Raw genomic sequence first — 16,156 nt, forward strand, 5'->3', positions numbered from 1 at the left:
CGATCACAATCAAACAAAGAACCTCAATGGAACTGTTCATTTTCTGAACGCAAAGGCGTATTTTCCTTCGGGTTCAGTACACGCAACGAAGCGAGTTCCCCCCATGCACTCACTGGCATCCGGGCTCCGGCTCCCCACGAACGGGCTCGACTACACGATTCTGGCGATCTACTTCGCCGTCGTTCTCGGCATCGGCTTCGCCGCTCGGGCGAGCGTGCGGACGAGCCTCGACTTCTTCCTCTCCGGACGGTCACTGCCCGCATGGGTGACCGGTCTGGCCTTCGTGGCGGCCAACCTCGGCGCCACCGAGATCCTCGGCATGGCGGCGACCGGCGCCCAGTACGGCGTCGCGGTCGTCCACTGGTACTGGATCGGCGCCATCCCGGCCATGGTCTTCCTGGGCCTCGTGATGATGCCCTTCTACTACCGGTCGAAGGTGCGCTCCGTACCGGAGTTCCTGCTCCACCGCTTCGACAAGTCGGCACACCTGCTGAGCTCCATACTCTTCGCCTTCTCGGCGGTCCTGATCGCGGGCGTCAACCTGTACGCCCTGTCGATCGTCGTGGAGGCCCTCCTCGGCTGGCCGCAGTGGGTCGCGATCGTGGTCGCGGGCCTCTTCGTCCTGATCTACATCACCATCGGCGGTCTCTCCTCCGCCATCTACAACGAGGTACTGCAGTTCTTCGTCATCCTCGCCGCGCTGATCCCGCTGACCGTGCTGGGCCTCAAGCGCGTCGGCGGCTGGGACGGGCTGAGCGACTCACTGACTTCGAGCCACGGCGCGAACTTCATGACCGCCTGGGGCGGCACCGGCATCGGTGACGCAAACCCCCTCGGCGCCAACTGGCTGACGATCGTCCTCGGCCTGGGCTTCGTGCTCTCGTTCGGCTACTGGACGACCAACTTCGCCGAAGTACAGCGTGCCCTGTCCGCGAAGAACCTCTCCGCCGCCCAGCGCACCCCGCTGATCGCCGCGTTCCCGAAGATGTTCATCGTGTTCCTCGTGATGATCCCGGGCCTGGTCGCCGCGGTGATCGTCCCGAACATCGGCACCGCCGGCTCGGGTACCACGTACAACGACGCGATCCCGCTGCTGATGCGGGAGTTGCTGCCCAACGGTGTGCTGGGCATCGCGGTGACCGGTCTGCTGGCCGCGTTCATGGCGGGCATGGCCGCCAACGTCTCCTCGTTCAACACCGTGTTCACCACGGACATCTGGGCGCGGTACGTGAAGAAGGACCAGTCGGACGCGTACTACCTGCGCTTCGGCCGCGGGATCACGGTGGTCGGGGTGCTGGCCTCCATCGGCACGGCGTTCATCGCCGCCAGCTTCTCCAACATCATGAGCTACCTCCAGACGCTGTTCTCCTTCTTCAACGTCCCGCTGTTCGTCGTCTTCATCATCGGCATGTTCTGGAAGCGCGCCTCGATGAAGTCCGGGGTCTGGGGCCTGCTGGCGGGCACCACCGCGGCGATGGTCAACTACTTCGTCATCTACAAGCAGGGCATCATCGACATCCCGAGCGACCAGGGCGCCAACTTCGTCTCCGCGATCGTCGGGTTCGTCGCCGGTGCGGTCGTGATGGTCGTCGTCACGCTCTTCACCGCGCCGAGGCCGGAGGCCGAACTGGCCGGTCTCGTCTACGGGACCGAGTCCCCGGAAGCCGACGAGGTGCCCGCCGAGGGCGACGACGCCTGGTACCGCCGGCCGGCCCTGCTGGGCTGGGGCGCGATCGTGCTCGCCGCCCTGTGCTACGTCCCCTACTCGTTCTGATCGGAGTAACTCACCATGTCCGAACCGCACAAGGAAGTCTCCGACCTGGAGAAGAAGTCCGCGACAGCGGCCCGCCTCTTCGACATCAGGCGGATCATCGGCGGTCTCTTCGTGGTCTACGGAGTCATCGTCACCATCGCCGGGATCAACCCGTCCGACGCGGACCTGAAGAAGGCAGAGGGCGTCCACATCAACCTGTGGACCGGTCTCGCCATGCTGGCGCTCGGACTGTTCTTCCTGGTCTGGCTGAAGCTGCGCCCGGCCCAGCCGCCGGCCGACGTCCCTGACCCCACGGACGCGCCCAGCTGATCCGCCGCCGCGCCGTCAGCACCGGCAGGGGCCGGACACCGTCAGCCGACGGGGTCCGGCCCCTGCCGCGTGCCCACGACGGCCCGGTCCAGCAGTCCGGTGCGGGCCGCGAGGGCCGCCGCCTCCAGCCGGGAGCCGACGCCCAGCTTCATCAGCACCCGCTGCACATGGGTACGGGCGGTGCTCGGCGCGATCCGCATACCGGCCGCGATCAGCCGGGTGCCCTCCCCCTCCGCGACCCTGACCAGGACCTCGACCTCGCGCGGGGTGAGCAGCTGGAGCAGCCGCTGCCCCTCGTCGTCCGGCTGGACCGGCGGGTTGAGCAGCTCGGCGAAGGCGCCCTGGAGCAGTTGCGGCGCGACCGCCGCCTCACCGGCCCGCGCCTTGGTGATCGCCCGCTCGACGCCCTCGATGCGTTCGTCGTGACGGACGTAGCCGGCGGCGCCCGCCGCGAAGGCGGCCGCGATCCCCAGCGGGCTCGGCACCGGTCCGAGCACCACCACGGCGATCTGCGGGCGCTCGCGCCTGATCCGCACGATCGGGTCGAAGGTGCCCGGTTCCGCGGGCGCCGCGGTGCCGAACAGGCAGACCTCGGGAGCCCTGCTGACCACCAGGTCCGCCGCTCCGGTGGTGGGCGCGGCGGCGGCGAGGACCCGGTGACCGCGTAGTTTGAGTGCCGAGGCGAGCGCCTCGGCGAGCAGGCGGTGGTCATCGACCACCATCAGCCGCACGGCCATCGAGCAACCCCCCAGAGCACCGACGCCAGGCCCCCGGCCCGTTAGACCCGGCAAGTTACACGCATGTTCGACGCCGCGCCCGCCTTAGCCGGCAGAAGGCCCGCGGAATGTCGCATCGTGTGTCATTCGGGCTCACTTGGGGGTCGGAAAACGACCGGCCCTGCCGGTCGACTGATCGACCGGCAGGGCGGCGTGCGGTGTTGACGGTCGGTCAGCTGGTGCCGAAGGCGACGACGAGGTACTCCTTGTAGCCCAGCGAGCTCTCCCGCGGCTTGCTGATCGTCATCTTGGAGATGTACAGCCGCCCGTTGCCGTAACGGAACTCGGCGTAGTCCGAGGAGAAGCTGGTCTCCGCGTCGCGGACCGACTCGTCGCTGGGGTTCTCCAGCAGCACGGTCTGCTTGAAGGTGCTGCCGTCGATGGAGACGACCTGGCCGCCCTTGTCGTACGGGGGCTCCTTGTACGCGATGATGTTGCCGCCGTCCATGCGGAGCGGAAACATCGTGTAGCGGTCGCCCGCGTCGGCCCGGTCACCGGTCTGCTTGCCGGTGGTCAGGTCGAAGGAGACGATCTCGTTGGTGTCGCCGTACTCGCCGCCGCCCTCGTGCTCCTCGGTGGGCAGGTAGACGCGGTTGTTGCCGACCGCGAGCTGCTGGCAGCTCTCGACCTCGGTGGACCGGCAGTTCGCCGCGTACTTCTCGGCGTCGGCCGGGATCCGGACGATCAGCTTGCCGGTGGCGGCGTCGATCGAGAAGAAGTCGGAGATCCCGCTGCCGTCGCCCGCGGTGTCGCCGACGTCGGCGGCGACGACCAGGGGCTTGGTGGAGACGATGCTCGCGTACTCGACACCGGGCGGCATCTTGTACGAGGAGAGCGGGGCGCCCGTGATCGGGTTCAGCGCCTGGACGATGAGCTGGGGGTCGTCGTACTTGCCGCACTTGCGGACCGCGGCGAGTGCCTCGCCGCCGGCGTACCCGGTGTCGTAGCAGCCGTCGGTGCTGACCTTCGGCTTCCAGCGCTCGGCGCCGGTGTTCAGGTCGAAGGCGGCGCCGCCGTCGGTGCCGGCCGCGGCGACGGTGGTGCCGCTGAGGGTGACCTCCTCGAACCGGACGGGGGCGTCGCCGCTGGTGGCGGCGGTCACCGACTTGCTCCACATGAGCTTGCCGGTGTTCAGGTCGAGGGCGGCCACCTGGTTGCAGCTCTGGTACTTCTTCGTGGCGGTCCGCTTGGCCTCCTCGAAGACGATGGCCGTCCTGAAGTCCTTGGTCATGTGCCGGGAGGCGGCGCAGAGCTGGCCGGGCAGCGGGATCGACCAGAGCTTGGTGCCCTTGGCCGGGTCGTAGCCGACGACCTCGTAGACGCCCGTCTTCACGTACGCCTTGTCGGTCAGCCACGAGCCGTCGACCGTGGTGACGTCGGTGACCTTGGGCTGCGGCAGCTGGAAGGCGACCGTGCCCTTGGTGTTCGAGGGGACCTTCTCCTTGGCGCTGCCGCCGAGGCCCTTGCCGCCGCCGCCCTTGCTCTCGCCGTCGGTGCCGGAGGAGGTGGTCGCCTCGTCCTTCTTCTTGTCGCCGTCCGTACCGCTGGAGGCGTACCAGACGCCCGCGCCGACGATCAGCACCACGGCGACCACCGCGGCCACGATGATCTGCGCCTGGGTGGAGAACTTCTTCGGCCCGTTCCCGTTCTGCGGCGGCTGGTACGGCTGCTGCATCGGGGTGGTCGGGTACCCGTAGCCCTGCTGCGGCGGCTGGCCCTGCTGCGGGTAGCCGTAGCCGTGCTGCGGCGGCTGGCCCGGGGGGAACCCGTAGCCGGGCTGCGGCGGCTGCCCCTGCGGCAGTCCGTAGCCGGGCTGCGGCGGCTGGCCCTGCGGGGGCGTCTGCGGGTAGCCGTAGCCGGGCTGCTGCGCGGGCTGTCCGGCGGGCGGCGGGGTGCCGTATCCGCCCGGGGGCGGGGTCTGCGGGGTGGCCGGCGGCTTGCCGAACGGGTCGGCGGGCGGCGGCGTCGGGGCGCCGAAACCACCGGGCGGCGGGTCCTGCGGTGCGCCGAACCCGCCCTGGGACGGTTCGTTGGGTGGCGGCTGGGGCGGCTGCGTCATGGCGTTGCGTACCTCTGGAGAAGGGGGCGAGTCGGTGGGCCGGAGCCGGCTGCGGGCGGTTCTGCCGCCGTCCGCGGGCCGCCCGGGTTCCTGCGGGTGCCGTGGTGAGCCGTTACTTGCCGAAGGCCATCATGGTCTTCGTCTCCAGCTCTTCCTTGTCGTTGGTGGCGCTGACCCGCCCGCTCGCGATGAACGAACGGCCGTCCGCGTAGAGGACCTTCTCGTTGTAGAAGGTGCTCTCGATCTCCGACGTCGAGTCCGGGTGCTTGAGCAGCATCTGCGGGGTGCCACCGGTCGGCGCCAGGCTGGCGATCCCGCCGCCCTTGCCGTAACTGGCACTCACGTGGACCAGGAGGTTGCCGCCCTCCATCCGCATCGGCCGCATCGTCTGGCCGGCCGGGGCGTCCGCCTTCCACTTCGTCTTGCCGGTGTTCAGGTTGAACGCGATGACCTTGTTGGTCCGGGCGGAGCCGCTGGTGTCGTCCTGCGTCGACATGTAGAGCGTGTTGGGGTCGGCCGTGACGCCCTGGCAGCCGTCGACGGACTTGCCGAAGATGGCGAAGGCGTTGCCGCAGCCGGTCGCGAACTTGTCGCCCTTGTCACTGATCACCTGGGAGCGGAGCGAGCCGTTCTCCTTGAGCGCGAGGATGCTCCACTTCTTGCTGTCGCCGCTGCCCTTGGTCAGCGAGACGATGAGCGGGCTCACCGAGTAGAACCGGTCGATCTCCCAGCCGCGCGCGGGCTTGTACGTCCACTTGGGCTTCCCGGTGACCGGGTCGATCTCCTCGACCTCGTGCTGCGGGTTCTCGACGTCGCCGGTGCGGCAGTTGGTGGCGGCTATCAGCTTGGTGCCGCCCGCGAACGAGAACGGCTGGCAGTTGCCGTCCCGCTTGCCGAACAGCTCCTTGCCGTCGCTCACCCGGAAGGCGTTGGAGCCGTTGGTGCGGCCGACCGTCAGGGTGTCGCCGCTGATCGCGAGGGAGAGGTCCGACAGCATGTCGAACAGGCCGCTGCTCTTGATCGACTTCTTCCAGCCGGTCTTGCCGGTGTTGAGGTCGATCAGCTGGAGGTCCGCGCAGTCCGCCTTGGAGGTGGTGCCGTTCTTCACCGCGATGACGATCTTGCCGTCGGTGGTGGTCTGTGCCGGTGCGGAGCAGATGTCCGTGTCCAGCTTCAGCGTCCACTTCTGCTTGCCGTCGGCCACCGAGAAGCCGGAGACGGCGCGGTACATGCCCTTGACGACGGTGTCGCCGACTATCCAGGGGCCGTACACGTCGGCGCCGTTGCGCGGGAGGTCGACGTCGTTCTTCTGGAGCCAGAGGACCTTCGCCTCGCCGGCCTTGCGCCCGGCGTTCAGGTCGTCGTCGCCCTGGCGTCCGGTGCCGTCGCCGTCGCCCTCGTCCACGGACGCCGAGGGGGACGGCTTCTGGACGTCGTCGCTCTTCTCCGCGACGGGCTTCTTGTCGTCGTCGCCCCCGCTCGTGGCCAGGTAGACACCGCCGCCGACGACCAGGAGCGCGGCGACCGCCGCGCAGATGATCACCAGGGGCTTCCCCTTGAAGGGGCCGCGGCCGCCGGGACCCGCCGGACCGCCGCCGACGGGTGCGCCGGGGTACTGCTGCTGCGGGTAGCCGTAACCGGGCTGCTGCGGCTGACCGTACGGACCCGGCTGCTGCGGCCGGCCGTACGGACCGGGCTGCTGGGCGTAGGGGCCCGGCTGCTGCTGACCGTACGGACCCGGCTGCTGCGGCTGCCCGTAGGGGCCGGGCTGCTGCTGGCCGTACGGGGGCTGCTGCGGCTGCGGCTGGCCCGGCTGCTGCGGGTAGCCGTAGCCGGGCTGCGCGGACGGCGGACCCGGCGGGGTCGCCGGTGCCTGGGGCGGCTGCGCGGGCGGCGGCGGCGTCTGCGGCGCGCCCTGGGGCGGCTGAGGTACCCCCTGCGGCGGCTCCTGCGGAGCGCCGAAGCCTCCCTGCGGCGGTTGCTGGCTGGGCGGCTGGGTCATCAGCGCGTCCCCCTTCGTGCGGTCCGGTGCCCGTTCCGGACTCCCCCGCGATTCCGCCGGGGAGTTCGAGGAGTCGGACAAGACCCCCTGAATCTCCGGCGAAATGGAGCGAATCGGGCATGGATCCCGCAGTGTTACGACAGTCGAGCGGGGCTTCTTTGTACCACCCACCCCAGCGCGGGCCCCGGTTCGGTCCACGCCTGTTCCCAAGGGAGAACCGGCCCGTGATGCCGCCGTTACGCCACGGGCCGCCACCGTCCCGGCTGCCGGACCGGCTGCCGGCCTAGCTGCCGAAAGCCACCATCGACCGCGCCCTGATCTCCTCGTCGTCCGTACCGCTGATCCTCGACTTCCCGATGACGGTGCGTCCGTCCGCGTAGACGACGCGCGGCTGGAAGAACTCGCGCTCGACGGCCGCTCCCGAGGCCGGGTGCCGCGCCACCATCTCCCACTTCCCGCCGGTGGGCGGGATCGAGGCGATGCCGCCGCCCTTGCCCTTGCTCGGCGCGAGGTACATCAGCAGCTTGCCGCCCTCCGTCCGCATCGGGGTGAGGGACTGCGCGGCCGGGGAGGAGACCGTCCACTTGTGCTTGCCGGTGGTCAGGTCGAAGGCGGCGACCTTGTTGCCGTCACCGGTCTTGATGTCGACGGGCTTGGTCGCCATGTAGAAGGTGTCCGCACCGGCGGCCGCCCCGAGGCAGTTGTCGAGGTTGGGACCCTGGACGATCACGTCCGTGTCGCACGAGACCGCGTAGTCGCCCGGTCCGCCGGAGAGCTGGGTGCGGTAGGTGCCGTCGGCGTTGAGCACGAGGATGCCCCACTTGTCCGGCTGCTTGAGCGAGATCACCAGCGGGTCGACGGAGTAGATCTGCGCGACCTGCCAGCCCTTCTTGACCTTGTACGTCCACAGCCTCTTGCCGGTGACGGGGTCGATCCGCTGCACCTGGTGTTCCTTGTGGTCGTCCGCGGCGGTCTGGCAGCTCGCCGCCGCGATGGCCACGTCGCCGCTGGCGAACCCGAACGGCTGGCAGTTGCCCGGCAGTTTCCCGAACAGCGCCTTGCCGTCGCTCACCCGGAAGGCGTCGGTCCTGGAGGTGCGCCCGACGGTCACGGTGCCGCCGTTCGTCGCCATCCTGAGATCGGAGAGCCCGTCCCAGACGCCCTGGCGGACGTACGTCTTGTGCCAGCCGGCCTTGCCGGTCGTGAGGTCGACCATCTGGAGGGCGTTGCACTCCGAGTCACCCGAGGTGGTGCGCCGGACAGCCAGGACGATCTTGCCGTCGGCGGTGGCCTGCGAGGGCGCCCCGCACGCGTTGGCGGGCAGCCGCAGGCTCCACTTCAGCTTGCCGTCCTTGACGTCGTAGCCCGTGACGGTGTGGAACATCGCCTTGACGACGGTGTCGCCGAAGATCCACGGGCCGTACACGTCCTCGCCGCCCTCGGGCAGGTCGACGCCGCTCTCGTGGAGCCAGAGCATCTTCGACTCGCCGGGCTCGCGCTTGGCGTTGACGGCCTCGGTCTCCGCGTCCGGGCTGAGCTGGTCGTCGTTCCGGTTCTTCCGCTTGGTCGGCGAGGGCGAGGGGGAGGAGTCCGGCGGACCGGAGCTCAACTCCGGTCCGGCCGTGGGCTTCCCGCTGCCGCCGTCCCCGTCGAGGGCGAACCAGATGCCGACGCCGGCCAGGAGCGCCACCGCGAGCACGGCACCGACGACCGCCCCGGTCCGGCCGCGGAAACGCCCCCCGCCACGAGGTCCGCCGGACTGCGGCGGCTGCGGCGGCCGCTGTCCCGGGTAGCCGTGACCCTGCGGCGGCTGCCCGTACGGGCCGGGCTGCGGCGGGTATCCGTATCCCGGTGCGGGCTGCGGCGGCTGGCCGTAACCGGGCGCGGGCGGTACGGGCTGTGCGGGTGGCGCGGGTGGTCCGTACGGGCCGGGCCGCACCGGCGCCGCGTACGGGCCCGACGGCTGTGCCGTGCCCTGGCCCGGGGGCGGGAACGTCTCGGGCGGCGGGCCGTAAGGGGCTCCGAACTCACCCTGCGGCGGCTGCTGTCCGGGCGGCTGGCTCATCGGCCCGTCCCCCTGTTCCTTTGTCACTGCGGTGTGGCGCGGTCCGGCTACCGCACCGGGCAAGATCTCTTTCTACCATCCGCCCCACAGACCCCACAGATCACACCAGCCCCATCGGCCGCACCCGCCACGCCAGTTGCACGGGGGGTACGGCCGATGCGGTGTCAGGCGTCCTCGGCCAGTTCCAGCCAGCGCATCTCCAGCACATCGCGCTCCGCCACCAGTTCGCGCAGCTCCGCGTCCAGCTTCGCCACCTTCTCGAAGTCCGTGGCGTTGTCGGCGATCTGGGCGTGCAGCGTGGTCTCGCGGGTCGACATCTTGTCGAGCTGCCGCTCGACCTTCTGCAGTTCCTTCTTCGCCGCGCGTGCCTCCTGCGGCGAAACGCCCGGGGCCGGTGCGGCGGCGGGCTGCGAGGCCGACGTGGGAGCCACCGCGGCGGGGGTGCCCGCCGCGGCCATCTGCCGCCTGCGCTCCAGGTACTCGTCGATGCCGCGCGGCAGCATCCGCAGCGAGCGGTCGCCGAGGAGCGCCAGCACCCGGTCCGTGGTCCGCTCGATGAAGAACCGGTCATGGGAGATCACGATCATCGACCCGGGCCAGCCGTCGAGCAGGTCCTCCAGCTGGGTCAGGGTCTCGATGTCGAGGTCGTTGGTGGGCTCGTCGAGGAAGAGGACGTTGGGCTCGTCCATCAGCAGCCGCAGGATCTGGAGCCGCCGCCGCTCACCGCCGGACAGGTCACCGACCGGGGTCCACTGCTTCTCCTTCGTGAACCCGAACTGCTCGCAGAGCTGGCCCGCGGTCATCTCCCGGCCCTTGCCGAGGTCGACCCGGTCGCGCACCTGCTGCACCGCTTCGAGCACCCGCAGGTTCGGGTTGAGCTCCGCGACCTCCTGGGAGAGGTAGGCCAGCTTGACCGTCTTGCCGACGACGACCTTCCCTGCCGCGGGCTGCTCCTCGCCCTGGGTGCGGGCGGCCACGGCCAGTGCCCGCAGCAGCGAGGTCTTGCCCGCGCCGTTGACCCCGACCAGGCCGATCCGGTCGCCGGGGCCGAGCTGCCAGGTGAGGTGGGTGAGCAGCGTCTTGGGCCCGGCCTGGACGGTCACGTCCTCCAGGTCGAAGACGGTCTTGCCGAGCCGGGCGTTGGCGAACTTCATCAGCGCGCTGGTGTCGCGGGGCGGCGGCACGTCGGCGATCAGCTCGTTGGCCGCCTCGATGCGGTAGCGCGGCTTGGACGTACGGGCGGGGGCGCCGCGCCGCAGCCAGGCCAGCTCCTTGCGCATCAGGTTCTGCCGCTTGCCCTCTTCGGTGGCGGCGATCCGCTCCCGTTCGGCGCGGGCGAAGACGTAGTCGCTGTAGCCGCCCTCGTACTCGTGGACCGTGCCGCGCTGGACGTCCCACATGCGCGTGCAGACCTGGTCGAGGAACCACCGGTCGTGGGTGACGCAGACCAGCGCCGAGCGGCGGGCGCGCAGGTGGCCGGCCAGCCAGGAGATCCCCTCGACGTCGAGGTGGTTGGTCGGCTCGTCGAGGACGATCAGGTCCTGTTCGGCGATGAGCAGCTTCGCGAGCGCGATCCGGCGGCGCTCGCCGCCGGAGAGCGGGGCGATGACGGTGTCCAGGCCGTGCTCGAAGCCGGGCAGGTCGAGGCCGCCGAAGAGCCCGGTCAGCACGTCGCGGATCTTGGCGCTGCCCGCCCACTCGTGGTCGGCCAGGTCGCCGATGACCTCGTGGCGGACCGTGGCCCGCGGGTCGAGCGAGTCGTGCTGGGTCAGGACACCGAGACGCAGCCCGCCGTTGTGGGTGACGCGGCCGGTGTCCGCGTCCTCCAGCTTGGCGAGCATCCGGATGAGGGTCGTCTTGCCGTCTCCGTTACGACCGACGACACCGATCCGGTCCCCCTCGGACACGCCGAGGGACACACCGTCGAGCAGCGCACGGGTGCCGTACACCTTGCTGACCTGCTCGACATTGACGAGGTTGACGGCCACGTACGCTCCAGCTCGAAGGAAAACACTGAACCTTCAGCGTAGTCGCCATGGTGCGGAGCTCCGTACGAGCGCCCGCTCACCCGTGCGGGGGCGGGTCGGGGACCGGCTCCGCAGGGCTCGTGCGTGCGGTACCTTGCCCGAAATGACCAAGGCCCGGGGGGTCGGGCCCAGGATTTCGCCGGGGTGGGGAACTTCATGGTGGGTCGTACGGTTCGAGGGCTCGTCCCCGTACTGCTGGTCGCGGGAGCGCTGGCCGGATGTTCGACGGAGTCGGACGCGGGCGCCGGGGCGGAGGCGTCACCGGGCGGTGGAGCGACGGCCGGGACCGCCGCCGGGAAGACGGCGGCGGCCAAGGGGGGCACGGTCGGGGGCGCCGGTTCCGGGTGCGAGCTGCGTGTCACCTTCGACGTGGCGAAGCGGTGGAAGGCGCGGGCGGTCGCCGTCGACGCCGACTCGTCCGTGGCCGCCGCCCTGGGCACGCAGGGCCCGGTCTCCATGGTCTGCGAGATCGACGCGAAGCCCGCCGGGCACCTCGGGTTCCTGCGGGTGTGGCAGGGCGACGGCGAGGGCGGCACTCCGCGCCAGGTGCTGGAGGGCTTCGTGGCGGCCGACGAGAACGCGTCGAAGACAGCGTACACCCGGAGCACGGTCGGCAAGCTCGCGGTGACCGAGGTCGCCTACACCGTCCACAGCAAGGTCATGGAGGAGTCGCGCGAGGCACGGGCCTTCGCCGTCGCCACCCCGGACGGGCCCGTCGTGGTGCACCTGGGCGGGCTGGACTCCCAGGAGCACCGGGCCATGCTGCCCGCGTACGAGCTGGCGAAGCGGAGCCTGCGGCTCGGCTGAACCGGGCCGGGCGGGGGCCCTCGGCCGAGCCCGCCGCTCCGGCCTCCGCGGCGCCCCCGGTCAGCGGAGGGTGGCGCCCGGCGCCGGGGACGTGGCGATCCGGGCGTCGCGGCACGTCCCCGAGGCCATCAGCGCGTCGGCGACCTTGCGTGCGGACGCCTCGTCCTCGGCCAGGAACGCCGTGGTCGGCCCGGAACCGGAGACCAGCGCGGCCGCCGCACCCGCGGTGGTGCCCGCCGCCAGGGTGTCGGCCAGCGAGGGCCGCAGGGACAGCGCCGCGGGCTGGAGGCCGTTGCTCAGGGCGGTGGCGAGGGCGGCGGTGTCCCCGGACCGCAGGGCGGCCAGGAGCGCGCCGGACGCGGCCGGCTCCGGCACCGGTGTCCCCGCCGTGAGCCGGTCGAACTCTCGGTACACGGCCGGGGTGGACAGGCCGCCGTCGGCGACCGCGAAGACCCAGTGGAAGGTGCCGCCGACCTCGACCGGGGTCAGCTGCTCGCCGCGTCCCACCCCGAGGGCCGCGCCGCCGACCAGGCTGAACGGGACGTCGCTGCCCAGCTCCGCGCAGAGGGCCAGGAGCTCGTCGCGGGTGGCGCCGGTGGACCAGAGCGCGTCGCAGGCCAGCAGGGCGCCGGCCCCGTCGGCGCTGCCGCCCGCCATTCCGCCCGCGACCGGGATGTCCTTGTCGATGTGGATGTGCACCCGGGGGTCGATGCCGTACCGCCCGGCCAGGGCGAGCGCGGCGCGGGCGGCGAGGTTGGTGGCGTCCAGCGGGACCTGGGCGGCGTCCGGTCCCGAGCAGGTGACGCGCAGCTCGTCGGCCGGGGTGACGGTGACCTCGTCGTAGAGGCCGACGGCGAGGAAGACGTTGGCCAGGTCGTGGAAGCCGTCGGGGCGCGCGGCGCCGACCGCGAGCTGGACGTTGACCTTGGCCGGTACCCGGACGGTGACGCTCACTCGGCACTCCCGGCGGGCTCGTCGGCGGCCGGAAGGTCCCCGGCGGGCTCGTTCCCGGCGGGCTTGTTCTCGGCGATGGCGGCGAACTCCTCGACGGTCAGTGCCTCGCCGCGGGCCTGCGGCGAGATCCCGGCCGCGACCAGGGCGGCTTCCGCGGCGGGCGCGGAGCCCGCCCAGCCGGACAGGGCCGCGCGCAGGGTCTTGCGGCGCTGGGCGAAGGCGGCGTCGACGACCGCGAAGACCTCGGCCTTGGTCGCCGTGGTCGCGACCGGCTCGGCCCGGCGCACCAGGGACACCAGTCCCGAGTCGACGTTCGGGGCGGGCCAGAAGACTTTGCGGCCGATGGAGCCGGCGCGCTTGACGTCCGTGTACCAGTTGGCCTTCACCGACGGCACTCCGTAGACCTTGTTGCCCGGCCGCGCGGCCAGCCGGTCGGCGACCTCGGCCTGGACCATGACGAGGGTCCGCTCGATGGTCGGGAAGCGGTCGAGCATGGTGAGCAGGACGGGCACGGCGACGTTGTACGGGAGGTTGGCGACGAGCGCGGTCGGCGGCGGGCCCGGCAGTTCCCGTACCTGCATCGCGTCCGAGTGGACGAGGGTGAACCGGTCCGCGCGCTCCGGCATCCGGGCGGTGACCGTGGCCGGCAGGGCGCCCGCGAGCACGTCGTCGATCTCGACGGCGACGACCCGGTCGGCCGCCTCCAGCAGTGCCAGGGTCAGCGAACCGAGACCGGGGCCGACCTCGACCACGACGTCGTCGGGGCGGACTTCCGCGGTCCGCACGATCCGCCGGACCGTGTTGGCGTCGATGACGAAGTTCTGGCCGCGCTGCTTGGTGGGGCGTACGCCCAGCGCAGCGGCCAGCTCGCGGATGTCTGCGGGGCCCAGGAGGGCGTCGGGCTCTGTGGTGCTCACCCGTCAAGCCTACGGCCGCCGGGCGGCACCGGATCTCGCCCCCGGCCCCGCCCGTGCGGTGCGGCCGTCCGGCGTCGCGGACGGCCGGGTCAGTAGTCGAACGCGCGCGCCGTGTTGTCGACGATCGCCGAGGCCAGGGTGTCCTCGTCGATGCCCTTCACCGCCGCCATGGCGCGCAGCGTGACGGGGATCAGGTACGGCGCGTTGGGCCGTCCGCGGTACGGGGCGGGGGTCAGGAAGGGTGCGTCCGTCTCGACCAGGACCAGTTCGGTGGGCGCGACGGCCAGCGCGTCGCGCAGGGGCTGGGCGTTCTTGAAGGTCATGTTGCCCGCGAAGGACATGAAGTACCCGGCGTCCGCGCAGATCCGGGCCATGTCCGCGTCGCCGGAGTAGCAGTGGAAGACGGTCCGCTCGGGGGCGCCCGCGTCGGCCAGGACGCGCAGCACATCGGCGTGCGCCTCGCGGTCGTGGATGACGAGCGCCTTGCCGTGCCGCTTGGCGATCTCGATGTGGGCCCGGAAGGACTCCTCCTGGGCCGCCATGCCCTCGGGGCCGGTCCGGAAGTAGTCGAGTCCGGTCTCGCCGACGCCCCGTACGTGGTCCAGCGCGGCCAGTGCGTCGATCTCGGCGAGGGCCTCGTGGAGAGCGGCCGTACCGCCCGCCTCGCGCGCCCCCTGCCGCGACCACCCGTCCGGGTCCCCGTGCACGATGCGCGGCGCCTCGTTGGGGTGCAGGGCCACCGCCGCGTACACGCTCGGGTGCGCGGCGGCGGTCTCGGCGGCCCAGTGCGAGCCCTTCACGTCGCAGCCCACCTGGATCACGGTCGTCACGTTCACCGCGGCGGCCCTGGCGAGGCCCTCCTCCACGGTGCCGTCCTGCATGTCCAGGTGGGTGTGCGAATCGGCGACCGGTACCCGGAGGGGTTCGGGCAGCGGCGGGGCTTCGGTACGGCTCATGGCCACGATCGTACGAGGACCGTGGCCGGTGGCTCACTTGCGGTGGAAGGGATGCAGCAGGTCGGCGAGGTGCCAGTGGTGCTCCCCGGCCGGAGCGGCGGTGGCGGCCACGGCCTCTGCCTTCCGTTCACGGACGTCGGCCGCGGCGTCGGCGGGGCGGCGGTTCTGGAGCAGCTGCTGAACCGTCGAGACCCGGCCGGCCCGCATGATCCGTACGACGTGCCCGCCGCAGTTGGCGCAGGTGGGCGTGGAAAGGGGGGAGGGCACTCGTTCGCCGTCCGCCTTGTAGACCACGAAAGCGTTGTGGGAGGCGTCGACGTGGTGCTCTATTTCGTAGGCCTGTTCCCAGCCGTGTCCGCACCTCATGCAGGCGAAGGCATACGCCTCGTGCACGGTTGTTGCTGCGATCTCACTCATGCCTGCTCCTCTTGTCCGCCGGACAAGCACCCCGGAGAATGCGTCCTGATATCCAGTGGACGCCTTTACCGGCAGAAGCGCACCGGGCCCTGTCGAGTGTTGGAGCGGTCTTGGCCTTCTCGTGGCAAAAGGGGCCGGTACGGGGCTTTCGCTTTGCCTTTCACGATAGTCCTTTGCCTTCCTGGGGGCCGGTACGAGCAGCATTCTTTGCTGCCACGACCGCGTCGAACACCTCGCGCTTGGGCAGCCCGGCCGCGGCGGCGACGGCGGCGATCGCCTCCTTGCGCCGCTCCCCCGCCTCCTCGCGCACCTGCACCCTGCGCACCAGCTCCCCGGCGTCCAGTTCCTCCGCGGAGTCGGCCGCGCCCTCGACGACGACGGTGATCTCACCGCGTACGCCTTCGGCCGCCCAGACGGCGAGCTCGCCCAGCGGGCCGCGCTTCACTTCCTCGTACGTCTTGGTCAGCTCCCGGCAGACGGCGGCGCGCCGGTCCGCGCCGAACACCTCGGCCATCGCGGCCAGGGTGTCGTCGAGCCGGTGCGGGGCCTCGAAGAAGACCATGGTGCGGCGTTCGTCGGCGACCTCGCGGAGCTTGCCGAGGCGTTCGCCGCCCTTGCGCGGCAGGAAGCCCTCGAAACAGAACCGGTCCACCGGCAGCCCGGACAGGGCGAGCGCGGTGAGCACGGCGGAGGGGCCGGGCACCGCGGTGACCTTGATGCCCTGCTCCACGGCGGCGGCGACGAGCCGGTAGCCGGGGTCGGAGACCGACGGCATCCCGGCGTCCGTGACCAGCAGCACCCGGGCGCCGCCGGTCAGCGCCTCGACGAGTTCCGGCGTACGGGCGGACTCGTTGCCCTCGAAATAGGAGACGACACGCCCCGTGGTGTGGATGCCCAGCGCCTGGGTCAGCCGGCGCAGCCGGCGGGTGTCCTCGGCGGCGACGACGTCCGCCGTCTCCAGTTCGGTGGCGAGGCGTGGCGGGGCGTCCGCCACATCGCCGATGGGGGTCCCTGCGAGTACCAGCGTTCCAGTCGTGTCCGTCACAACGTCCATCCTCCCAGCACGGGCGGCAGCACTCGCACAGATGCGTTC

The 16,156-nt window shown here is 71.3% G+C and carries 13 protein-coding genes; 3 read left to right on the forward strand and 10 right to left on the reverse strand.

What is annotated here, in order from left to right:
• The first annotated feature begins 103 nt into the window (after nt 1–103).
• The gene (locus ACIQM0_RS25375; protein WP_401290550.1) at nt 104–1,774 is read left to right on the forward strand and encodes a sodium:solute symporter family protein; all 1,671 of its coding nucleotides are present in this window, start codon (nt 104–106) and stop codon (nt 1,772–1,774) included.
• Between the two features lie 15 nt (nt 1,775–1,789).
• Nucleotides 1,790–2,083 carry a hypothetical protein gene (locus tag ACIQM0_RS25380; RefSeq protein WP_401290553.1) on the forward strand — a complete coding sequence of 98 codons (294 nt, stop codon included), beginning with the start codon at nt 1,790–1,792 and terminating at the stop codon, nt 2,081–2,083.
• 41 nt (nt 2,084–2,124) lie between these two features.
• Here the strand turns inward: ACIQM0_RS25380 and ACIQM0_RS25385 are convergent, their stop codons facing one another.
• The 5 genes from ACIQM0_RS25385 to ACIQM0_RS25405 form a co-directional block, all read right to left on the reverse strand.
• Nucleotides 2,125–2,820: a response regulator transcription factor gene (locus tag ACIQM0_RS25385; RefSeq protein ID WP_401290556.1), complete on the reverse strand. Its 696-nt coding sequence runs from the start codon at nt 2,818–2,820 to the stop codon at nt 2,125–2,127.
• Between the two features lie 211 nt (nt 2,821–3,031).
• On the reverse strand, nt 3,032–4,918 hold the full coding sequence (locus ACIQM0_RS25390) for a PQQ-binding-like beta-propeller repeat protein (protein ID WP_401290559.1): 1,887 nt from the start codon (nt 4,916–4,918) through the stop codon (nt 3,032–3,034).
• Between the two features lie 112 nt (nt 4,919–5,030).
• Nucleotides 5,031–6,920 (reverse strand): PQQ-binding-like beta-propeller repeat protein, encoded by a 1,890-nt coding sequence (locus ACIQM0_RS25395; RefSeq protein ID WP_401290561.1) that lies wholly within the window; start codon nt 6,918–6,920, stop codon nt 5,031–5,033.
• 283 nt (nt 6,921–7,203) lie between these two features.
• Nucleotides 7,204–8,985 (reverse strand): PQQ-binding-like beta-propeller repeat protein, encoded by a 1,782-nt coding sequence (locus tag ACIQM0_RS25400; protein ID WP_401290564.1) that lies wholly within the window; start codon nt 8,983–8,985, stop codon nt 7,204–7,206.
• 164 nt (nt 8,986–9,149) lie between these two features.
• Entirely contained in the window at nt 9,150–10,973 is a 1,824-nt protein-coding gene (locus tag ACIQM0_RS25405; protein ID WP_401290567.1) for an ABC-F family ATP-binding cassette domain-containing protein, read from the reverse strand.
• Between the two features lie 195 nt (nt 10,974–11,168).
• Here ACIQM0_RS25405 and ACIQM0_RS25410 point away from each other — a divergent pair, with 195 nt between their 5' ends.
• Nucleotides 11,169–11,819 carry a lipoprotein gene (locus tag ACIQM0_RS25410; protein WP_401290570.1) on the forward strand — a complete coding sequence of 217 codons (651 nt, stop codon included), beginning with the start codon at nt 11,169–11,171 and terminating at the stop codon, nt 11,817–11,819.
• A 60-nt stretch (nt 11,820–11,879) separates the two neighbouring features.
• Here ACIQM0_RS25410 and ACIQM0_RS25415 read toward each other — a convergent pair whose 3' ends face one another.
• The 5 genes from ACIQM0_RS25415 to rsmI form a co-directional block, all read right to left on the reverse strand.
• The gene (locus ACIQM0_RS25415) at nt 11,880–12,773 is read right to left on the reverse strand and encodes a 4-(cytidine 5'-diphospho)-2-C-methyl-D-erythritol kinase (RefSeq protein WP_401290572.1); all 894 of its coding nucleotides are present in this window, start codon (nt 12,771–12,773) and stop codon (nt 11,880–11,882) included.
• Nucleotides 12,770–13,690, reverse strand: coding sequence for a 16S rRNA (adenine(1518)-N(6)/adenine(1519)-N(6))-dimethyltransferase RsmA (gene rsmA, locus ACIQM0_RS25420; RefSeq protein ID WP_401290575.1), 921 nt, complete (start codon nt 13,688–13,690; stop codon nt 12,770–12,772). The genes ACIQM0_RS25415 and rsmA overlap by 4 nt, the downstream gene beginning before the upstream one ends.
• Before the next feature lie 89 nt (nt 13,691–13,779).
• Complete coding sequence (locus ACIQM0_RS25425) at nt 13,780–14,646, reverse strand: TatD family hydrolase (protein WP_401290578.1); 867 nt, start codon at nt 14,644–14,646, stop codon at nt 13,780–13,782.
• Between the two features lie 33 nt (nt 14,647–14,679).
• Nucleotides 14,680–15,063: a hypothetical protein gene (locus tag ACIQM0_RS25430; protein ID WP_401290581.1), complete on the reverse strand. Its 384-nt coding sequence runs from the start codon at nt 15,061–15,063 to the stop codon at nt 14,680–14,682.
• Nucleotides 15,064–15,223: 160 nt separating this feature from the next.
• Nucleotides 15,224–16,117, reverse strand: a complete 894-nt coding sequence (gene rsmI / locus ACIQM0_RS25435) for a 16S rRNA (cytidine(1402)-2'-O)-methyltransferase (protein WP_401290584.1) — start codon at nt 16,115–16,117, stop codon at nt 15,224–15,226.
• Nucleotides 16,118–16,156 lie beyond the last annotated feature (39 nt).

It is taken from the genome of Streptomyces sp. NPDC091387, from assembly GCF_044756945.1.
In the GTDB taxonomy this organism is placed as follows: Bacteria; Actinomycetota; Actinomycetes; order Streptomycetales; family Streptomycetaceae; genus Streptomyces.